At 59.3% G+C, this 19300-nt stretch carries 16 protein-coding genes; 9 read left to right on the forward strand and 7 right to left on the reverse strand.

The genetic code is table 11. The features are described from left to right. The first annotated feature begins 2 nt into the window (after positions 1–2). Complete coding sequence (locus tag FHT79_RS27795) at positions 3–1598, forward strand: response regulator (RefSeq protein ID WP_028755582.1); 1596 nt, start codon at positions 3–5, stop codon at positions 1596–1598. Between the two features lie 21 nt (positions 1599–1619). Further along, positions 1620–3239: a VOC family protein gene (locus FHT79_RS27800; protein WP_183904533.1), complete on the forward strand. Its 1620-nt coding sequence runs from the start codon at positions 1620–1622 to the stop codon at positions 3237–3239. A 3-nt stretch (positions 3240–3242) separates the two neighbouring features. Here the strand turns inward: FHT79_RS27800 and FHT79_RS27805 are convergent, their stop codons facing one another. From FHT79_RS27805 to FHT79_RS27815, 3 genes are all read right to left on the reverse strand, one after another. Then, complete coding sequence (locus FHT79_RS27805; protein WP_097596020.1) at positions 3243–4136, reverse strand: DMT family transporter; 894 nt, start codon at positions 4134–4136, stop codon at positions 3243–3245. Between the two features lie 89 nt (positions 4137–4225). After that, a complete protein-coding gene (locus tag FHT79_RS27810; protein ID WP_183904534.1) occupies positions 4226–5662 on the reverse strand; it encodes an FAD/NAD(P)-binding protein in 1437 nt (478 codons plus the stop codon). 93 nt (positions 5663–5755) lie between these two features. After that, positions 5756–6184: an OsmC family protein gene (locus tag FHT79_RS27815; protein WP_183904535.1), complete on the reverse strand. Its 429-nt coding sequence runs from the start codon at positions 6182–6184 to the stop codon at positions 5756–5758. Between the two features lie 143 nt (positions 6185–6327). Here FHT79_RS27815 and FHT79_RS27820 point away from each other — a divergent pair, with 143 nt between their 5' ends. From FHT79_RS27820 to ligD, 4 genes are read left to right on the forward strand one after another with little or no spacing between them, the layout of a single operon-like run. Next, on the forward strand, positions 6328–6588 hold the full coding sequence (locus FHT79_RS27820; protein WP_028757520.1) for a hypothetical protein: 261 nt from the start codon (positions 6328–6330) through the stop codon (positions 6586–6588). 55 nt (positions 6589–6643) lie between these two features. Continuing rightward, positions 6644–6877: a DUF2188 domain-containing protein gene (locus FHT79_RS27825; protein WP_028755588.1), complete on the forward strand. Its 234-nt coding sequence runs from the start codon at positions 6644–6646 to the stop codon at positions 6875–6877. 18 nt (positions 6878–6895) lie between these two features. After that, on the forward strand, positions 6896–7750 hold the full coding sequence (locus FHT79_RS27830) for a Ku protein (protein WP_183904536.1): 855 nt from the start codon (positions 6896–6898) through the stop codon (positions 7748–7750). 1 nt (position 7751) lies between these two features. Next, on the forward strand, positions 7752–10262 hold the full coding sequence (gene ligD / locus FHT79_RS27835; protein ID WP_047615202.1) for a DNA ligase D: 2511 nt from the start codon (positions 7752–7754) through the stop codon (positions 10260–10262). A gap of 22 nt (positions 10263–10284) precedes the next feature. On the opposite strand, the gene FHT79_RS27840 is transcribed toward ligD, so the two are convergent. Next, the gene (locus FHT79_RS27840; RefSeq protein ID WP_028757623.1) at positions 10285–11088 is read right to left on the reverse strand and encodes a Ku protein; all 804 of its coding nucleotides are present in this window, start codon (positions 11086–11088) and stop codon (positions 10285–10287) included. A 481-nt stretch (positions 11089–11569) separates the two neighbouring features. On the opposite strand from FHT79_RS27840, the gene FHT79_RS27845 reads away from it, so the two are divergent. Then, positions 11570–12904: an O-antigen ligase family protein gene (locus FHT79_RS27845; protein ID WP_047613565.1), complete on the forward strand. Its 1335-nt coding sequence runs from the start codon at positions 11570–11572 to the stop codon at positions 12902–12904. A gap of 50 nt (positions 12905–12954) precedes the next feature. Here FHT79_RS27845 and FHT79_RS27850 read toward each other — a convergent pair whose 3' ends face one another. Further along, positions 12955–14100, reverse strand: coding sequence for a right-handed parallel beta-helix repeat-containing protein (locus FHT79_RS27850; RefSeq protein ID WP_183904537.1), 1146 nt, complete (start codon positions 14098–14100; stop codon positions 12955–12957). Between the two features lie 596 nt (positions 14101–14696). Here FHT79_RS27850 and FHT79_RS27855 point away from each other — a divergent pair. Continuing rightward, a complete protein-coding gene (locus FHT79_RS27855) occupies positions 14697–16541 on the forward strand; it encodes an acyltransferase family protein (protein WP_097544528.1) in 1845 nt (614 codons plus the stop codon). 101 nt (positions 16542–16642) lie between these two features. Here FHT79_RS27855 and FHT79_RS27860 read toward each other — a convergent pair whose 3' ends face one another. Continuing rightward, positions 16643–17293: an alpha/beta fold hydrolase gene (locus FHT79_RS27860; protein ID WP_183904552.1), complete on the reverse strand. Its 651-nt coding sequence runs from the start codon at positions 17291–17293 to the stop codon at positions 16643–16645. 196 nt (positions 17294–17489) lie between these two features. Next, positions 17490–18185, reverse strand: a complete 696-nt coding sequence (locus tag FHT79_RS27865) for an alpha/beta hydrolase (protein ID WP_183904538.1) — start codon at positions 18183–18185, stop codon at positions 17490–17492. A 584-nt stretch (positions 18186–18769) separates the two neighbouring features. On the opposite strand from FHT79_RS27865, the gene FHT79_RS27870 reads away from it, so the two are divergent. Then, positions 18770–19252 (forward strand): MSMEG_0572/Sll0783 family nitrogen starvation response protein, encoded by a 483-nt coding sequence (locus tag FHT79_RS27870; protein WP_003521909.1) that lies wholly within the window; start codon positions 18770–18772, stop codon positions 19250–19252. Positions 19253–19300: the final 48 nt, after the last annotated feature.

A 19300-nucleotide genomic window follows, 5' to 3' on the forward strand; every position in this document is an offset into this window, starting at 1 on the left:
GATTGGCGGAAGTCTGCAGCATTCTCATCATCGACGACAATATCGACGATCGCGAGGTCTATCGCCGCATATTGGGCCGCGTCTCCAGCACCGCCTATACGGTCGTGGAGGCGGAGACAGGTGAAGAGGGCCTGGCGCTGAACGGCCGGAAACGGCCGAACTGCATCCTGCTCGACTATTCGCTTCCGGGGCGCGACGGTCTCGGCGTTCTTGCCGATATCCTGGAGGCCGATCCCGCCGCCAACGTCATCATGCTGACCGGCCAGGGCAGCGAAACCGTGGCCGTCGAGGTGATGAAGAGCGGGGCGCGCGACTATCTGACAAAGGATTCCCTGTCGCCGGAAACACTGCATCGCTGCATCCAGAACGCCATCATGCACGGCATGCTGGAAGCAAAGCTGGAGCAGAAGCGGCAATCGCTCGAGATCTTCACGCGCGCCATGGCCCATGATCTGAAGGAGCCGCTGCGGACGATCAAATCCTTCAGCCGCATCCTGCACGGGTCGTCGGCGCTTCCGGCCGAAGACCGCGAACTGCTCGATTACGTGCTCAGCGCCGCCGACCATATGGAAGATCTGATCGTCAAGGTCTCGGGCTTCACCAGGCTCGAGGCCTCCGGCGGACCGGAGCTCAGGCCGGTCTCGCTCTCCGCTGTGCTCGACCAGGTGGAGGACAATCTGCGCCAGCAGACCGAGAGCCGAGGAGCCGTCATCATCCGCGGCGCACTGCCTGAGGTGATGGGCGATGCGACGCTGCTGACCCAGCTTTTGCAGAACCTCGTGTCGAATGCCATCCGCTATTGCGACCAGAAGGTTCCGGAGGTCAGCATCACCGGGCAAGCGCAGCGCGATATCTGCCGTCTCACAGTGCGCGACAACGGACCCGGCATTGATCCCGAGCACCGCGAACTGATCTTCCAGCCGTTCAAGCGCCTCGTCGGCCGTGGCATCGAAGGCACCGGGCTCGGCCTTGCCATCTGCCGCCGCATCGCGCAGTTGCATGGCGGCTCGATCTGGTGCGAGCCGGAAAATGGGCCGGGCGCCACCTTCGTTGTCGAAGTGCCGCTCGCCGAGGCAAGGCCCGCGCCGCCGGCCGCATCGGCCATCCCGCACAGCGCCAGGCCGGCGGAGCAGCCAGGCGAAGGTTCGGGCAGGCTCGCCGAAGTGCTGCTGGTGGAAGACAGCCCGGCCGACATCCAGATTCTGAAGATCAAGCTGATGCGCCGGGAGAAGGTGAATTTCAACCTGCATGTCGCCACCAATGGACGCGAGGCGATGCGGCTGCTCGAAGAGCGTGCCGGCATCGCCGATGTGCCGCAGATCGACCTGATGCTGCTCGACATCAACATGCCGATCATGGACGGCTTCGAGGTGCTGCATGCGCTTTCCGCCGATGTTCGCCTCAAGCGAATTCCCGTCTGCATCCTCAGCACCTCAAGTGATGAGACCGACATGCGGCGGGCCAGAAATCTCGGCGCGCGCGCCTATATGGTCAAGCCGCCGACCCTGCAGCAACTGGAAGAGGCACTCGAAGATGTCGAACATTTGGAATTGCTGCAGCGCGGCGATTCGCTTGCACTTTGTGCGGAACAAAACTAAGCGACGGTCATTGGCAACGGTATGACCTTCGCAGCTCTCATACTCGCGCTCCTGACGACGCCGCTTCAATCAGGACTGCTCTCGATGGTATCAGGCATTCATCACGTCACGGCCGTAACCCGAAAGGTGCAGGCGAACGTGGACTTTTACGCCGGGTTTCTCGGCATGCGGCTCGTCAAGCAGACAGCCGGTTACGAGGACGCGACGCAGCTTCATCTCTTCTATGGCGATGCGGCGGGGACGCCGGGTTCCCTCCTCACCTTTCTCGCCTGGGAAGATGGCGCCCCCGGCCGGGTGGGCTTCGGCCAGATCAGCGAAATATCGCTGTCGATCGATCCCGCCAGCATCGGCTACTGGCTGACGCGCGCCATGAGCTTCGGCCTGCGCTCGGAGGGGCCGGCTGACGAATTCGGCGAGCCTGTGCTGCGGCTGAAGGACCCCGACAACATCATCCTCAAGCTCGCAGGCACGAAGACCCTGGCATCGCCGGCCGCCTGGGACGGCGCCTCGATCCCGGTCGAGTATGCCGTCCAGCGCGTGCGCGGCGCCACCATGCTGACGGAGAAGCCTGCCGAAAGCCGCAGCTTCCTCGAGACCCATTTCGGTTATCGCTTCCAGGCCAATCGTGGCACGATCGACAGGCTGGTGTCGCAATCCGGCGACGTCATCGACGTGCGCGATGCGCGCGGCTTCTGGTCCGGCGCGCCGGGCACCGGCACGGTCGATCACGTCGCCTTCCGCGCCGCGAACGAGGACACGCTGCTTTCGGTGCGCAAGGCATTGGAAGCGACCCATGCGTCGCCGACCAACATGCACGACCGCAAATATTTCCGATCGCTTTATGCCCGCGAACCCGGCGGCACGCTGGTGGAGCTTGCCACCGACAAGCCCGGCATGACCGTGGACGAAGAACAGGCCGCTCTGGGGACGAAGCTGTTCTCCCCGCCCGAAGCCATCACCAATCTCCATGACCTGAAGGTGGTGCTGCCGCAGTTTTCGATGCCCGGCCAGCCGCGCGTCAACTATCGCGAGCTGCCATTCGTCCATCGCTTCTATACGCCCCCCGATCCCGATGGCAGCGTCTTCGTGCTGCTGCACGGTTCCGGCGGCAATGAGACGACGCTGATGCCGCTCCTGAACAAGGCGGCGCCGCGGGCGACGCTGCTCGGCGTGCGCGGCCGGGCAACGGAAGAAGGTTTTCCGCGCTGGTACAAGCGCATCACCCCCTTCTCCTTCGACCAGAACGACATCAAGACCGAGGCCGAAGCCTTCGCGGCCTTCATTGAGGGCGCCGTCAAATCCTACGGGCTCGATCCTCAGAAGGTCGTCTATGTCGGATATTCCAATGGCGCCAACCTGTTGAACTCGCTGCTCTACCTGCACCCGAACCTGGTTCACAAGGCGGTGCTGCTGCGCTCCATGCCGGTGCTCAGCGACTATCCGCATGCCGATCTCAAAGGCACGGACCTGCTCGTCATCAGCGGCAAGACCGATGCCTACGGCAAATATGCGAGCGAGCTGGAAGAGAGGCTGAAGAGTTCGGGCGCCACCGTCGATTCCGACGTCATCCCCGGCGGCCACGATCTCGGCGATGCCGACATTCCGATCATCCAGAAATGGCTGCTGCAGGAAAATCGCTGACGATCAGCCGCGGCGGGCAACCATGATGCCGGCAAGCACGATGGCGCCGCCGAGCGCCTGCATCGCCCCGATCGCCTCGCTCAGCAACGCCCAGGCGAGGATGGCCGCGACGACCGGCTGCAGCAGCAGCGTCAGCGAGGAAAACGCCGGCGGCAGATAGGCGAGCGCATAGGTGATCGCCACCTGCCCGCCGGCATGGCTGATAAAAGCCAGGCCGAAAACGATCGACCAGCCATAGACGGTCGCGGGCAGCATATGGCCCTCATAGATGAGGCCGATCGGAAAGATGCAGACGGCGGCGCAGGCCGTGCTCCACAACATGATGCGGATCGTATCGAACCGGCTGCGCAGCCTGCCGATCGCCAGGATGTAGCAGGCATAGAAGAAGGCGGCGATCATCGCCATGCCGTCGCCGCTGAGATCGCCATTGCCGACGGCTGCCGGCCCGCCCTTCAGAATGACGACGCCGCAGAGCGCCACGGCAAGTCCGAGGATGAAGATGCGGCTGATCTGCGCGCTGAAAAAGAGGAAGGCGATCAGCGTGACGAAAACCGGCGCAAGATTGGCAAGCAGCGTCGCATTGGCGACCGACGTCATGGTGAGCGACAGGTGCCAGGCGCCGAGATCGAGCGCCAGCATGACGCCCGGGAGAACCAGCATGCCGTAGTCGGAAAGATTTTGCGGCTTCGGACCCCTCTCCTTCTTCATCAACGAGACGATGAAGATCGGGATCAGTGCCAGCGCCACGCGCCAGAAGGCGGTCGCCATCGGCCCGACCTCGGACAGCCTGACGAAGATCGGCGAGCCGCCGATCGCCGCTCCGCCGAGAAGGAGGGCCGCAAGGGCAAAACGATTGGAAGGCGGAGCTTCGGATAGGGTGGAGGCAGGCTGCGACATGATCTCGATATTCTTGGTCACCCGGATGCCGGGTGCGTATCAGAAGTCGATCACCGGCGACAGCCGAAGAGCGACATATTGATCGAAAATCAGGCAGGATGCCTATTCGTCGCGCGCGTCCTCAGCTTTTCGGCGATCTCGCCGGCGACGAAGAAGGCATGCTCGGTCACCTGCGGCAGTCCCATCAGCTCGCCGAACGTGCCGCGCGCCAGCGGGCCGGAGATCAGCAGCGAGGGGTCGGCCCGTCCGGATGGGCCGATCGCCTCCGAACGCTCGGTACAGGCAAGGCCGAGGCCGGTCGGGTCGAGCGCCAGGTGACCGTCTGCCGCAAGTGCTGCAAGCCAGGGCTGGGTTTCGAGAATACCGCCATGCGCCGGGCCGGTGGTGACGACGACAGCGTCATAAGGTCTCTCCAGCGGCTGGCGCTGATGACGCGGCTGCAGGGTGCAAAGGATCAACTCGCCCTCGATGCGCGCATCGGCGACCGAGCCGGCGAGGATATCGAGGCGGCCCGCAGCAACCGCCGCGTCGAGCACGGCCTCGACCTGCGGGGCGATCCGGAAACGGTGCACGTCCCAATAGGGACGCAGATGACGGACGAGACGGCGCCGTTCGGCAACCGGCAGCGCCTGCCAGAGTTCGTATCCCTGCGCCCGCACCTGATCGATCACGCCATGCCAGCTGATGCCGTCAGCCTTCGCCGCATCGATGGCGGTGCGGATCTCCGCCAGCAGCGACACGGCGGAATGGGTCGCATCGGAGACGAAATCGCCGAAGAGCGGCTGCGGCACCGGCGCATGGCCGCGAGACCGCAGACCGCGCCGCGAGATCGCGGTCACCGGACCGTCATGTCCGCGCTGCGCCAGCGAGGCAATCACATCGGCGGCCGTCAGACCGTTGCCGATGACCAGCACCCGGTCATGCGGGCGGATAGCGTCGAGCGCTCCGGGCTTGGTGGTATCGGCGACGAAACGGGGATGGGCAGCAAGCCGGATTGCAAGCCGGCCGGGAGCCGCCGGCGGCGGATGGCTGGTGGCGATCGCGACGATATCGGCCTCCGTCACGCCGCCCTTGTCGTCGAGGATCGACCAGCGGCCGGCACGGCGTTCGACACCCGTCACCGCGGCGCGGCAATGACGCACGCTCCCGTCTTCCAGCAGCGGTTTCAGCAGGGAGGCGACATACTCGCCGAAGAGCCGACGCCGGGGGAAGAATGAGCCATCGGGCTGCCTGGCCTCGGGATCGTCGGCGACGGCATCGCGGGCTTCGATCCAGGCCTGGAATTCACTCAAGTCGCCCGGCTGCAGGCTCATCTTGGCGGCCGGCACATTGATGCGATGAGCCGGATCATCCGTGTCATAGGCAAGGCCGCGGCCGAGTTCGGCGCGCGGCTCGAAGACCACGATGGCAGGACGCTCGCCGCAGTCGGCCTTAGCGAGATGATAGGCGACGCCGGCGCCGGAGATACCGCCGCCAATGATGGCAACGACGGGTTGTGCGGACGTCGGGAGAGGCTTGGGCTGCATGGTGGCCGGGATCGTTGCTTCGATATCCGAGCATAGAAGCGGGGCAGCGGTCGCGCAATCCTTCCGCCGCTATTGTCTATAATTTTTATAGGCTTATCCCGATATTGCCGTCGAGAATTCGGGATTGCCGCGGATGGTGTTGCTCACCGTGCAGATCTCGTTCTCGGCGGCGTGGGCGATCTTCTGCCGGGTCTCCTCGTCGATATCACCCTTGATCGAGAAGGCGATGTTGAACTTGGCAACGCGCGAAAGGCCTTCCGTCGCCTTCTCGCCGGTGACGTCGGCAGTGATCTCGCTGATCTTGTCGAGAACGCCCATCTGGCTGGCGACGATGCGGGCGCTGAGCACCAGGCAGGCCGAGAGCGAGGAATAGAGCAGGTCGAGCGGATTGAAGCCCGGCTGCGACGGCGCGGTGACGATATCGATCTCGCCCTTGGTGGCGGAGGTGACATGTGGGAAACCGGTGCGGCCGACCACGGCGGTGGCGCCGGTCGGGCGGGAGCGAATCTTGAGATCGGCCATATTGAAATCCTCTCGCGAATATCCTGCGGATGGCGATTCCGCCTGATGCGGCGATGGCAAAGCCCGCCCACCGGTTTCGGAACCTTTCCATCCCTCATCAGTTGAATACACCTGAACGAAATCAGTGACAAAGGTGGATTGCGATGGTGCACGTCCGCAGCGTGGATAACCAAGGCCGGCGGATGGATGCTCGTGATCGGCTGATCGTTGCGCTCTATGCGCAGCTGAAAGCCGAGCGGGAGACGCGCGAAACGCTGGAATGGGCGATCCGCAACGGCGCCGTTTCGAAGGAGGTGCTGGAGGCGATCGCGGCCGATCCGGTTCCCGTCGTCACCAGCGAGGATATCGCATCGCTGGAGAAAATCATCGCCCTCGATGAACGGCGCAAAACAAATCGGAACTAGAGCAGGATGCCAACGCCATCATGCTCCCTATTTGATTGAGAAGAGGAGATCCGAAATGGCCGATATCACCTATCAGGTCGTCCCGCATGACAATGGCTGGGCCTATAAGCTCGGCGACACGCTTTCGGAAACCTATGCGACGGCTGATGAAGCGATCTTCCATGCCAAGGACGCCGCGTCGCGCCAGAAGATCGGCGATGGCGATGCGCTGCTCGCCTATCCCGCGCCTGACGGCCGCGGCTGGGCATTTCAGGAACTCGAAACCGACAAGAGCGGCAGCCGGCTCTGATTTGCGACGGAGGATGGAATGGCCGCTCGGGCAAGCTGGAAGGGTCATCTGAAGGTGGGCGACCTTGCCTGCGCCGTCGGGCTCTACACCGCCGCTTCCTCCTCCGACCGCGTCTCCTTCAACATCATCAACCGCAGGACCGGCCATCGGGTGGAACGGCAATTCGTCGACAGCGAGACCGGCAAACCGGTCGAGCGGGACGACCAGGTCAAGGGCTACCAGATTGAGAGCGGCGACTACATCGTCATCGAGGGCGACGAGATTGCCGAGATCATGCCGGAGAGCGACAAGGTGTTGAATATCAAGGCTTTCATCGCCCTCGACGGGATCGACAAGCTTTATTTCGACCGCCCTTACTATCTCGCCCCCGTGGACGAGCATGACGAGGAGGCGTTGTCGCTGATCGCCAGGGGCATGCGCGACGGCAAGGTCGCAGCACTCGCCGAAGCCGTGCTTTTCCGGCGCAACCGGACGCTGCTGATCCGCCCTCATGACGACTACATCGTCGCGACGATGCTGAACTTCGATTACGAGGTGCGCTCGGCCGATACGGTCTTCAAAGACATTCCCGACATCAAATTCGACAAGGAGATGATCGAGCTTGCCGGCCATATCATCGGCACCAAGCAGGGCAGCTTCGAACCAAGCGAATATGAGGATCGTTACGAGGCTGCCCTCGTCGAACTGGTGAAGGCGAAGATCGAGGGCCGGGCACCGCCGAAGAAAAAGAAGCAGCCGGAGCGCAAGGTCGTCGACCTGATGGAGGCGCTGCGCCAGAGCGCGAAGATGAGCGGCAAGGCCCCAGCAACCAAGGATCCGGCAAAGAAGAAGGCGCCGGCCCGCAGCGACAGCCACAGCAAGAAGGCAAGCTGAGATGGCTCTCGAAACCTATCAGGCGAAACGCAATTTCAAGCTCACCCCCGAGCCACGCGGACAAAAGGGCCGCAGCAGCGGCAACAGCTTCGTCATTCAGAAGCACGATGCGACCCGGCTGCACTATGATTTCCGGCTGGAGATGGATGGGGTGCTGAAGAGCTGGGCGGTGACGAAAGGACCAAGCCTCAACCCGGAGGATAAGCGGCTCGCCGTGCATGTCGAAGATCACCCGCTCTCCTATGGCGATTTCGAGGGCATTATCCCGAAGGGGCAATATGGCGGCGGCACCGTCATCGTCTGGGATCGCGGCACCTGGACGCCGCATGGCGATGCGCACAAGGCCTACCGCAAAGGCCATATGGAATTCGAACTCGACGGCGAGAAGCTGAAAGGCCGCTGGCATCTCGTGCGCATGCACGGCCGGCCCGGTGAAAAGCGTGAGAACTGGCTCTTGATCAAGGGCGACGACGCCGAGGCGCGCCATGACGGCGACATCCTCGACGAACGGCCGGAATCGGCCAAAACGGGCCGGCAGCTCGAAGAGGTGGCGGATAATCCCGAAGCGACCTGGAATTCCAAAGCGAAGAACGGCAAAGGGATTGCCGTCAAAAGACCGGCTCCGAAGGCAAAAGCAGCCGCACCCCGGGAACGCGACTGGCCGAAGGGCGCGCGCCAGGCCGCGATGCCGGATTTCATCGAGCCGGCGCTCGCCAAGCTGAAGCCGAAGCCGCCGGCGGACGATCGCTGGATCCATGAGATCAAGTTCGACGGCTATCGCCTGCAGGTCAGGATCCGGGACGGCGAGGTCAGGATGCTGACCCGCAGCGGGCTCGACTGGACACCAAAATTCGGCAAGGACGTGCTCGATGCCTTCGCCGCCCTGCCGGTGCGATCGGCGGTGATCGACGGCGAGATCGTCGTCGAGCGCGATACCGGCGCCTCGGATTTCTCGGCGCTGCAGCAGGATTTGAGCCAAGGCCGCGATGATCGCTTCGTCTTCTATGCCTTCGATCTTCTGTACCTCGACGGCCACAGCCTGCTCAACGCGACGCTCCTCGATCGCAAACATCTGCTCGAAACCCTGATACCCGGCGACGACGACAAGCTGCGCTACAGCGCGCATTTCAACGAAAGCGGCGGACTGGTGCTCGACCATGCCTGCCGGCTCAGCCTCGAAGGCGTGATCTCCAAGCTGCGCGACAGCAAATATACGTCGGGACGGAAGGGCGAGTGGATCAAGTCGAAATGCTCGCATCGGCAGGAATTCGTCATCGGCGGCTACGTTCCGTCGACATCGATGAAGAATGCGATCGGCTCGCTGGCGATGGGGTATTACCAAAACGGCGAACTCAGACATGTCGGCCGTGTCGGCACCGGCTATACGGTGGCAACGGCGCAGATGCTCCATGAGAAGCTGTCGCGGCTGACGCAGAGCGAGAATTCCTTCGACGACAAACTGACATCGGAGGAACGGCGCGGGCTGATCTATGTGAAACCGCAACTGGTCGGCGAAGTGGAATTCCGCGCCTGGTCGGCCGACGGCAATCTGCGCCATGCCGCCTTCCGCGGCCTGCGCGAGGACAAGCCGGCAAAGGACGTGACGCGCGAAACGGAAAAGACCACAGCCCGCGCTTTGCCGAAATCGGCGGTGGCGCTCACCCATCCCGACCGCATCTACTGGCCGGACGAGGGCGTTACCAAGGAGGGCCTGGCGAATTACTACGCCCAGGTGTGGCGCTTCATGGCGCCCTATGTCGTCAACCGGCCCCTGGCGCTGCTGCGTCTGCCCGACGGGATCGAGGGCCGGCAGCGGTTCTTCCAGAAACATGCCTGGAAGGGCATGAACCCGCATATCGGCGAGATAACCGATCCGAAGGACAAGCAGGGCGAGAAGCTGCTGCGCATTACCGATTTCGATGGCGTCGTGGCGCTGGTGCAATCGGCCGTGCTGGAAATCCACCCCTGGGGTGCGACGACCGACAATTGGGAAAAGCCTGACATGATCACCATGGACCTCGACCCCGGCGAGGAGGTGGCGTGGGAGAATGTGATCGCCGCGGCTTACGAATTGAAGGAACGGCTGGAGGCCGAGGGTCTCGCCGCTTTCGTCAAGACCACAGGCGGCAAGGGGCTGCATGTGGTGACGCCGCTTGCACCGAAAGCCGGCTGGCTGGAGGTGAAGGGCTTTGCCAAATGGCTTGCCGACAGCATGTCGGCCGACGATCCCCAGCGCTATCTCGCGACGGCGACCAAAGCCAAGCGCCAGGGAAGGATCTTCATCGACTATCTCCGCAACGGCCGCGGCAATACGGCGGTCGCACCCTATTCGACGCGGGCAAGGCCGGGGGCTGCGGTGTCGATGCCACTGGAATGGGATGAGCTCACCGCCGACATCGGGCCGGCCTATTTCACGGTGGACAACACGCCGACGCGGCTGGACGCCTTGCCGAGAGATCCTTGGGACGGGTTTTTCGCAGCAGCGAAACCGCTGGAAAAGAAAAAGCGATAGCGGATCGGCAATACCCTTTCGCCTAATGCGGTTTGCGCCCGCTCTCAGCAGCCAGGCTCTTTTTCAATGCATCCATGATGTTGATGACGTTACCGGTCGACTTCACCGGGGCGGGCTTTTTCGCGGGCGCGGTCTTCTTCAGGCTCTTCTGCTTGCCGCGGATCATCGCCTTCAGGCGTTTCTGAATCGGATCCTGCACCATGGTGGGGCTCCAATCCTTGGTCTCTTCCTTCACCAGTTGCTTCATCAGCGTCAGCAGCTTGCTGTCGATCTCGGTGTTGCTATCGAGTTCGGCTATGGGATCACGCACCTCGTCGCCATAACGCAGGGTCCAGAGAACGATGCCTTTGCCTTGCGGCTCCAAGAGCACGGCACGCTCCCGACGATAGAGAACCAGACGGGCGATGCCGACGACATCATTCGCCTTCATCGCCTCGCGGATGACGCAGAAGGCTTCCACCCCGACCTTGTCCTCGGGCGCCAGAAAATGCGGCTTGTCGTACCAGATCCAGTCGATCGAGCCGCGCGGCACGAAACTGTCGATGTCGATGGTGCGGGTGCTTTCGAGCCCGACCTCCTCGATTTCCTCGTCTTCGAGCAGAACATAATCGTCCTCGCCGCGCGGATAACCCTTCACCTGGTCCCGCTCGGCCACAGGTTTGTGGGTGACGCTGTCGACATAACGGCTTTCGACGCGGTTCTTCGTCTGGCGATTGAGGACATGGAAACGAACCTTGTTGCTTTCGGTCGTGGCCGGCGTCAGCGAGACGGCGGCGGTGACCAGCGAGAGCTTGAGATAGCCTTTCCAGAATGTCTGACGTGCCATGTCTGTCCTGCCTCCCGGACATGGTTGGGCATCGTTATAAACGGCCTGTTCGGTCTTTGGTTCCGGGAGCTGATGAGGTTTCGATTGACGACGACGGCCAGCGTCGCGGCGCGCGGCAGCGGGTGGCTCGAACCAGTTGGGCGCGACATATTGGAAGGTTTAGCAAACTGGATTCGAGGAATGATATGGCTTAAAGTGGCGCCACATGGCGGGTTAAAGCAGGAACTGTAGCAATAACTCGTTGGTCTGGCTCATGAATTTCGCGCCAACCATATACTGCAGGAAGAGCGACGTGTCGGCTGTTTTGGATTGTGGGAGTGGTCAACCGATCGAAATCTATCGATTTGTGATGGGTCGTAGACAGAAACCAGTGTCGATGATTTCAATGTCGCATACAGAGTCCAGCAGAGGTAAATTGTAATTTTGGCTCAGTCCTATTTCGAATAGGAACATCCCGGAACATGAGATAGAAGAGCTCTTAATGGCGATACAAGACGCGTCTATAGCACGAGACTATTATCAAGGCAGCCACCGTCGGCGGACTGCTTCCAGATGGCGCGTCAGACGGGACGTGCTGGCGAAGCTGGTGCTTACTGTCGCATTTTACGCCGCACTTTGGCGGGCGACCGGCATGTGGTACGGACTGCCGGCAAATTTCGATGACGGCGCGTCGGTAGATCCGCTTCCGATGAAGCTGATGCTTTACAGCCTTATCCCGTTGTCCGGTTTGTATTTTCTGTTGGAACAACGGCAATTCATACGGACCTTTTCAAGAATTTCGCCTCTCATCGGGGTCGTTGCCATTTCCTGTCTGACATCAATCGTGTTCTCGATTGACAGAGGGGCGTCTTTAAAGGGATTGGCCGCCGTCATTGTTCTTGCGCTCCCGCCGCTGCTTTATCGCGCGCGGTATGGCAACGTGGAAGCGTTTCGCATCCTGGGGCGTTTTGCGATCGCGGCCGCATTTATCAATGTTCTCTATACTGCCGCTTTCCCGCAATTTGCCATCATGCGTGGCAGCTACGCCGGCATGGTAAAGGGGGCGTTTTACCACAAGAATACGTTGGGACAATTTTGCTCGGTCAGCTTCGTGTGCCTGTTGTCGACGCAGAAGCTAGGCCGACTTCGTTACAGCACGCTTGTACGGTGGGCTGCGATGCTTTGCCTCCTCGCTTTGATTGTAGCGACAAAGTCGTCGACCGCGGTTGTATTGACGATGTTCGGCAGTGTCATGCTGTATGCGATCCGGATTATCCACGTCTATCCAAATCGCCTTTTTCGCTCATTTGTCGTCGCTCTGCTGTTTCTTCTGGTGGGTTTTGCCGCCAGTTTCATTTATTTGGGTGTGGCCTCTGCCGTTGCTGAAGCTTTCGGCAAAGACCTTACTTTCTCGGGGCGCACCAACATCTGGGAACAGCTGTTTCCGCTGATATGGGATAGGCCTTTAACCGGCTATGGCTTTGCGATGTTCCGCCAGCCCGATGTCATGGAGGAATACGTCAAGGTGACGTTCGACGCGCGGTCGACGCACAACACCTATCTCGAACTTGCCCTCAATATCGGCATTCCCGGTATAGGCGCATGGGTCTTGTTTTTGGTGACTCGTCTGTTCCGAAAGATGACAATCGTCGAAGCCGATCAAGAGCGATCGGGCGCCAGACGGAAGGAGATCGTGATTATCATCCTGATTATGCTTGGCTCCATGACAGAGGCAGGGATGATGCTCGCACCTTTTATTCTCTGGCCACACACTGTGATTGCACTCTCCGAGCTGCGTCCGAGGCTGTTGGCAAACCGGAGACCGCGTGAGGCTTGAGACACGGAGGCTTCACGGGGGCTCCGCTCCGCCTGGTCTCAGTGTGGCGATTAAGTCGAGAGATAGCGCTTCTGCCAAGGCAGCATGTTTTCTTGCCATGCGCGCGGCGTGAAATCGTCATAGGCCGTCTCGGCAATCGCCAACATCCAATTCTGCCTCTTGCGGGCCAGCAAGACGCATGACAATTCCATGCCAGGCTCGATCGCAATGGAGGGCCGGTTGGCGCCTGATATATCGATCCCCTTGTCCCGCCACTGGATGCGGATTTCGTCGGGCTCGGATGTCCATTCGCCGGAGGAAACGGAAGCCTTTCCGTCCGGCTTGATGCGAAGCGGCGGCGGCGTGACGTTCAGAAAGCTGCCGTCGTTGAGATAGTTGCCTTCGACTTCCCCTGCGGTCGCTTTGCCGTTTCCTTTCAGAAAGATGTCCTGCTTGCACCGCAAGAATATGTTGCGTCGAAAACTTCCAGACCACGGCCGATTGGCGAAAAACCCGATCTCACAGTCGCTGATCACGTTATCGTGGATATTCATGTCCTTGCGAAATGCCAGGCTCTGGTCCGAGTAACCGCTCAAACTCACGCCACGATTGCTGTTCTCGATCCGGTTGTCATAAACATGGTGGCCAGCATGGTCGACTTGATCGCCAACCCCATACCCGAAGGAATAATCATTCATCTTGCCGTCACGCATGACGTTACTGCGCACGACGGCATCGTCGCCGATCGATGAAAAGGAGAAATTCTTCCCCCCGATGAAATTGTATTCAACATGGTATTGTCGCGTTCTGCCGCAAACCAGCGCCCCCTTGTTGGATGTGCTGGTCGGCGACTGAAGAAAAAGGTTGCCCCGAACCACCACATTGGAGCTCACATTGCGGTCGTCGTTTTCGTAGGCGAATTGGCAGCAATCCGCTCCCTCGCCGGGCGCCGGGCCGACGCGGTTGTTCTCCAGCAACACGTCCGACGTCATTGTAAGGTAAATGCCGTCGCCCTTCACATTCTCGGTCTCACAGCGCCGTATGACGAGATTCCTGCCATTGTGAAATTTGAAGCCGCGGGGAGAATTCTTGACGATAACGTCTTCGACCACCGTATCGGAAAACACCTGATAGGCGACGCCGATGTCCGGAGCGCCGTCGATGACCTGTCCCCGTGTGGATGCACCGTGAATTTTCTTTCGCAAGATGGCGGGCATCGGATCTCCATTCGATACGGTTACAGCTCGTAATAATGAGGGGTCGTGTGGCGGATGTTTGAATATCTGGAAATTATCTTGACCTGAACGACCGCTGAGAAATCCATGTAAATTGACCCCTGACGTCCCGGCCACATGGGCTGAAACTGTGTCTGGCCAGTTGCGTGCTCTGCGCTGGGATCGCCGTCCGGCACTCTGTTGGTCACACGTTCGCCCAATTTGGCCTGCAAGCCATCCTGGCAATGCCGCGCTGCGTTCCAGCAGTCAATGTTAAATCGCCCGTCAGTCTTATGGCCTGAGTTGTGGAACCGTTGAAAGGCAGCTGTAAAATGTGCCCTTTAGTTGAATCACCGTCGAAATGAGAAGCGGATGGACATCGCTCTCGTTCTCGCCGGCTTCATCGGACGAATGGTAAAATAAGCAATAACCCTAAAACACCCGATGAACCTTGCGGCCCCTCCGCTGCTCTTCAGGTCGTCTCTCGCTGTGGACAGAAGCCCGTCTAAGGCGAGTAGTTTTCATTTCACCCTGATGCTGGTTGCATATTGACCGGTCTCACGGTACGAAATCCTGGGAGGCCAAATATCGAGGCCCAAATGATTACGCATCGTCAAGATATCGACGGCCTGCGTGCCGTAGCCGTAATTTTTGTGATTCTTTATCACTGTGGATTTGACCGCATTCTCCCCGGTGGATTTATCGGGGTGGACATTTTTTTCGTGATCTCGGGCTACCTGATTACCAAAATCATTCTTGCTGACGTTGGGGATGGCCGATTCTCGATTGGCAACTTTTATAGTCGCCGCGCAAAACGAATTCTTCCCGCTGTCGTGGTCATGTATGCCGTTGTGATGGCGGCTTCTTATTTTACGATGCTGCCCGACGAAAGCTTGCGGGTCTTTAAGTCTGTCACTTCCTCAGCGCTTTTTGCCTCAAATGCTTATTTCTATTTTACAACTGGATATTTCGATGATTCCTCGGAATTCAATCCAGTCCTGCACACATGGTCGTTGTCGGTCGAAGAGCAGTTCTACGTCTTTTTTCCCCTGATCGTCATGCTGGCAAGCCGATATGGGCGCAGGGCAACCGGGATGGCCATAGCCGGGCTTTTTGCGGTCAGTATCATTGCTTCCATTATCACTGTTCCAATCAACCGCTCCGCAGCCTTTTATCTTGTACAGTATCGCGCCTGGGAACTGCTCGTCGGCGCTCTCATCGCAGGACCGGCACTGCCGAAATTCGCTGATGCGCGGATCAACGATGTGCTTTCGGCAATCGGTGCTTTGCTCATCGGCCTCAGCGCATTGCTGCTGTCGAAGACGTCCGAGTTTCCCGGATTGACGGCGTTGCCCGCGACCGCAGGCACGGCGCTGATCATCTGGACCGGCCCAGGCACACTTGTCAGCAAGCTACTCTCATTGAGGGTCGCCACTGCCATAGGCTTGATCTCATACTCCCTCTATCTGTGGCATTGGCCGATTTGGGTGTTTTCGAACCAGTACGGGGCATGGGAGCATGGCTGGCAATTGGTGCCGATCGCTTTGAGTCTCGTCGTCGCATATGTTTCGTGGCGATTTGTCGAAACGCCGTTCCGAACAATGAGATATCGACCTGCCGTGTCGGTAGCCGCCGGGGCTGCTTCAATCGCATCGGTAGCAATGCTGGCATTTGTCGGGCAACTCGCGGCCGATCAAATGAAAGAGGACAACACGGCCGTTGAACGGGTGGCGGAATTTGCTGACTACGACCCTTCGAAGGCCTTTCGCAGTGGACAATGCTTCCTCACGTCAAACGACGGCATCGAAAAATATGATCGTGATGCCTGCCTGGCGCTATCAGACAATCAGCAAAACATAGCGCTTGTCGGTGATAGTCACGCCGCTCATCTATATCCCGGACTAAGGGCGCTTTCGGGGGCCAATGTCATTCAAGCGAACGCATCAGGATGTCGTCCCACTCTCGACGCCGAAGGCGAAGAACGCTGCATCGAACTCATGAACTACATGTTCAAGGATTTCTTGCCGAGCCATAAAGTCGATGTTCTCGTATTGGCTGGACGCTGGACAAAAGATGACGCGAAACTCATCAGGAAGACGGTGGATTACCTATCACCGTTTGCCAAAAAGATCGTCGTCTTCGGACCAGTGGCAGAGTATAAATCATCCCTGCCGCGGTTGCTCGCACACAGTCTCTACGACAAGCAACCATTTAAAGCCGCCGATCATCTGGTGCCTCGACAACACATCGGTCTGGACATTCAAGACGCGTTGGCCGGAAGCGGGGCAACATACATCTCTACCTATAAGACGATGTGCAACCCAGATTGTGTAGTGTGGACAAAAAGCGGAGACCCAGTCCAATTCGACTATGGGCACTTCACCGCCGACGGCTCCCGCATTCTGATTTCAAGAGTTAAGCAGGCCCTCGTCGTTCAGCGATAAGCGCATGCCCATCATCGCGCTTTTTGTTGAACTTATCCTTCGATAGCGGTGCAGCAGGGATTAAGGCGAGGGCATGTGCGGATGTTTGAATATTCGGACATTCAGATTGTAAAACGCCCATCTTTCAGAAACGACAGGGTTTGGCGCCACATCGTCCTGTTGACGGGTAGGAAAGTGTGGTTGGCGGGAATGACGATATGCGCCGCCGCGCCGTCGAGACGTGTGCTCTCCACCGAAACCTTTCCATCATTCGGAACCCCGAGGCCGATGACAAGGGAAGAGACCGGGTCAATGGTCCGATTGCCGGCGATGATGCCAAGTTCGTAATCGACCGTGCCGAACAGCTTCGCCATTGCGGTCTGATCGGTAATCAGCTGCTGGCCTGCCGGTCCATAGACCTTCCTGTATAAGGACCAGCCCTTGAGGAAATCGGCGATCTGGCTGCCGTTGTTCGGCGTTCCGACCATGACCACTCTACCGAGGTTGGCTGGGCGATAACGCGTGAGAAACGCCCGGATGATCAGCCCGCCCATCGAATAACCGACGAAATGGAGACGGCCGTCTCCTGCCGCCGTCGCAGCGCCGTCGATCTCCGGTCGAACGATGTCGATGAGGTCACTGATCGAAAACCTGGTGGAGGGGTAACCGACATTCACAACCCGATAACCGTGGCCGGACAGGAAGCCGGCGAGCTTCTCCATGCTCTTCTTCGTCCGAGCAATGCCGTGAAAAAGAATGACTGTGTCGTTCATCATCTGTCCGCTCAACGCGCCGCTATCGATCAAGCCCCTATCCTGTAGCGTGCAAGCGTGAAGCTTGTCGATTGATGCCGGAGGGTTTCGTCGTGCCGTGCGCCTTCTCCAACGCCGGAGCATGGAGGGCGGAAGCGATCAAGCAGATGATCGAGTGGGGGCGCTTATTCTCACGCCCCCACAAGCATCTTTGTTCTTACTTCGAGATGGCTACCACTGCCTCATCGATAAAGGCTGCGACCTCCAGAGGCTTTGAATGCGGCAAGGCATGACTTGCCTCCAAGGTCACGACTTTCCGAGCATTGAGACGAGTCGACATTGCTGCCTGGTTTCCAGGAGCAATCATTCTGTCTTCGCTTGCTATTTGATACCAGGACGGCTTCTTCCTCCAGGCTGGAGCGGTGATGACGTCGCCAAAGGTGCCTGCAAGCGGCGCTTTTTGGGTGGCCGCCAAAACGAAAGCATCTTCGAGGGATATATCCTGGCAGAAGCTTTCGTGAAATTTGTCGGCCTTGAGCCATAGGTAGCTGTCGCTGTCCGGCTCGATATTGGCCATTGCCGCAGGCGGATGCCGTTGCGTGATAGCGCCTGGACTTTCACCTTCGTCGGGAGCGAATGCGGCGATATAGACAAGCCCCGCGACATTCGGTTGATCTCCCGCTTCGGTGATGACCGCGCCACCGTAGGAATGACCGACGAGCAGAACCGGTCCTTTCTGCTGGGCCACCATCTTGCGTGTCCGTTCAGCGTCCTCAGCAAGCGACGTCAACGGCAGTTCGACGGCGCGAACGGATTGATAACCCCTCCGCGCCAGTTCGAGTATGACCTTGCCCCAATGTGCGGCTCCACCCCAAAAGCCATGCACCAGAATGATCGTAGGTTTATTACTCATAGTTTTCTCCTATTTCGTGGAAAGAGCGACGCGGCCTGATCGGCGACAACGGAATCCGAGCATCTTTTTCGCCTCCTTCCTCCACCGTCGACGGAGTTGGCGACTTATTCCGCTGACCAACGAGCGGCCCTATATATACATCCAAGTGCTCTAATTGATTGCATTCAATATAGCTAAGCCGTTCCGATTGATGCGATAAGGCATCTTGACGCAGACCTCCCTCGGAAGCGAGCCGCTTCCGTTGCCAGGCGCTGCCAGCACCAGAAGGCGGGTGCGAGTCTGAGCACCCATCCCAAAAGCCCGGCGTAAACGGGTTGCCGGGGCTCACGCCACAAGTATTATGCTCCCTCATGCTGATTGACGCGCAATTGAATGCATCTGTTTTGAGCTCTCGTGCATTCGATTTTTGCACTCGATCGCCTATAAAATCGGCCTTAAAACTCTCTCCTTCAAAATTGATAGCATAATTGAATGTATTATTTGTCAATTTGATTGCTATTTATGCATAATCAATCTGGCATGTGGCTTGCAATTGGATGGATGCTCCCCGGATGGGGATCGGATTTCAAACCAAGGAGCCATCCATGCCCGCAGTGACCAAGCCCGCCAATCAAAAAGGCGACTTTCTTGTCAATTACGAGGAAAAGGTTTTTGAGGACGTACAGGCCGGCGAAGGGGAAAAAGCCCTCGTCACCTTCCATACCGTGGCGTTCGAAGGATCGATCGGATTCGTCAACCTGCTGCAGGCGACGCGCCTGAAGCGGAAGGGGTTCGAGACCTCGGTCCTTCTCTACGGCCCGGGCGTCACGCTCGGCGTCCAGCGCGGTTTTCCGACGCTCGGCGCGGAGGCCTTTCCCGGCCATCTGAATTTCAACAACCAGATCGTCAAGTTCATGGAAGAAGGTGGCAAGGTCTATGCGTGCCGTTTTGCCCTTCAGGCGCTTTACGGCCATGGCGAAGGCGCATTGATCCCCGGCATCACGCCGATCAGTCCGCTCGACGTTCTCGACTTGATCCTGATCCATCGCCGCGACGGCGCCTTCATCCTCGACACCTGGACGCTCTGAGCAGCAACCGCCCCAAAGAATAGGGGCGGAGTCCTGGCGCTCCGCCTC

This window comes from Rhizobium sp. BK212 (assembly GCF_014197475.1).
In the GTDB taxonomy this organism is placed as follows: Bacteria; Pseudomonadota; Alphaproteobacteria; order Rhizobiales; family Rhizobiaceae; genus Rhizobium; species Rhizobium anhuiense.

Coding starts and splice junctions, on each gene's coding strand:
- FHT79_RS27800 (WP_183904533.1), top strand. CDS start 1,620: ATGACCTTCGCAGCTCTCATACTCGCGCTCCTGACGACGCCGCTTCAA.
- FHT79_RS27805 (WP_097596020.1), bottom strand. CDS start 4,136: ATGTCGCAGCCTGCCTCCACCCTATCCGAAGCTCCGCCTTCCAATCGT.
- FHT79_RS27810 (WP_183904534.1), bottom strand. CDS start 5,662: ATGCAGCCCAAGCCTCTCCCGACGTCCGCACAACCCGTCGTTGCCATC.
- FHT79_RS27815 (WP_183904535.1), bottom strand. CDS start 6,184: ATGGCCGATCTCAAGATTCGCTCCCGCCCGACCGGCGCCACCGCCGTG.
- FHT79_RS27820 (WP_028757520.1), top strand. CDS start 6,328: ATGGTGCACGTCCGCAGCGTGGATAACCAAGGCCGGCGGATGGATGCT.
- FHT79_RS27825 (WP_028755588.1), top strand. CDS start 6,644: ATGGCCGATATCACCTATCAGGTCGTCCCGCATGACAATGGCTGGGCC.
- FHT79_RS27830 (WP_183904536.1), top strand. CDS start 6,896: ATGGCCGCTCGGGCAAGCTGGAAGGGTCATCTGAAGGTGGGCGACCTT.
- ligD (WP_047615202.1), top strand. CDS start 7,752: ATGGCTCTCGAAACCTATCAGGCGAAACGCAATTTCAAGCTCACCCCC.
- FHT79_RS27840 (WP_028757623.1), bottom strand. CDS start 11,088: ATGGCACGTCAGACATTCTGGAAAGGCTATCTCAAGCTCTCGCTGGTC.
- FHT79_RS27845 (WP_047613565.1), top strand. CDS start 11,570: ATGGCGATACAAGACGCGTCTATAGCACGAGACTATTATCAAGGCAGC.
- FHT79_RS27850 (WP_183904537.1), bottom strand. CDS start 14,100: ATGCCCGCCATCTTGCGAAAGAAAATTCACGGTGCATCCACACGGGGA.
- FHT79_RS27855 (WP_097544528.1), top strand. CDS start 14,697: ATGATTACGCATCGTCAAGATATCGACGGCCTGCGTGCCGTAGCCGTA.
- FHT79_RS27860 (WP_183904552.1), bottom strand. CDS start 17,293: ATGAACGACACAGTCATTCTTTTTCACGGCATTGCTCGGACGAAGAAG.
- FHT79_RS27865 (WP_183904538.1), bottom strand. CDS start 18,185: ATGAGTAATAAACCTACGATCATTCTGGTGCATGGCTTTTGGGGTGGA.
- FHT79_RS27870 (WP_003521909.1), top strand. CDS start 18,770: ATGCCCGCAGTGACCAAGCCCGCCAATCAAAAAGGCGACTTTCTTGTC.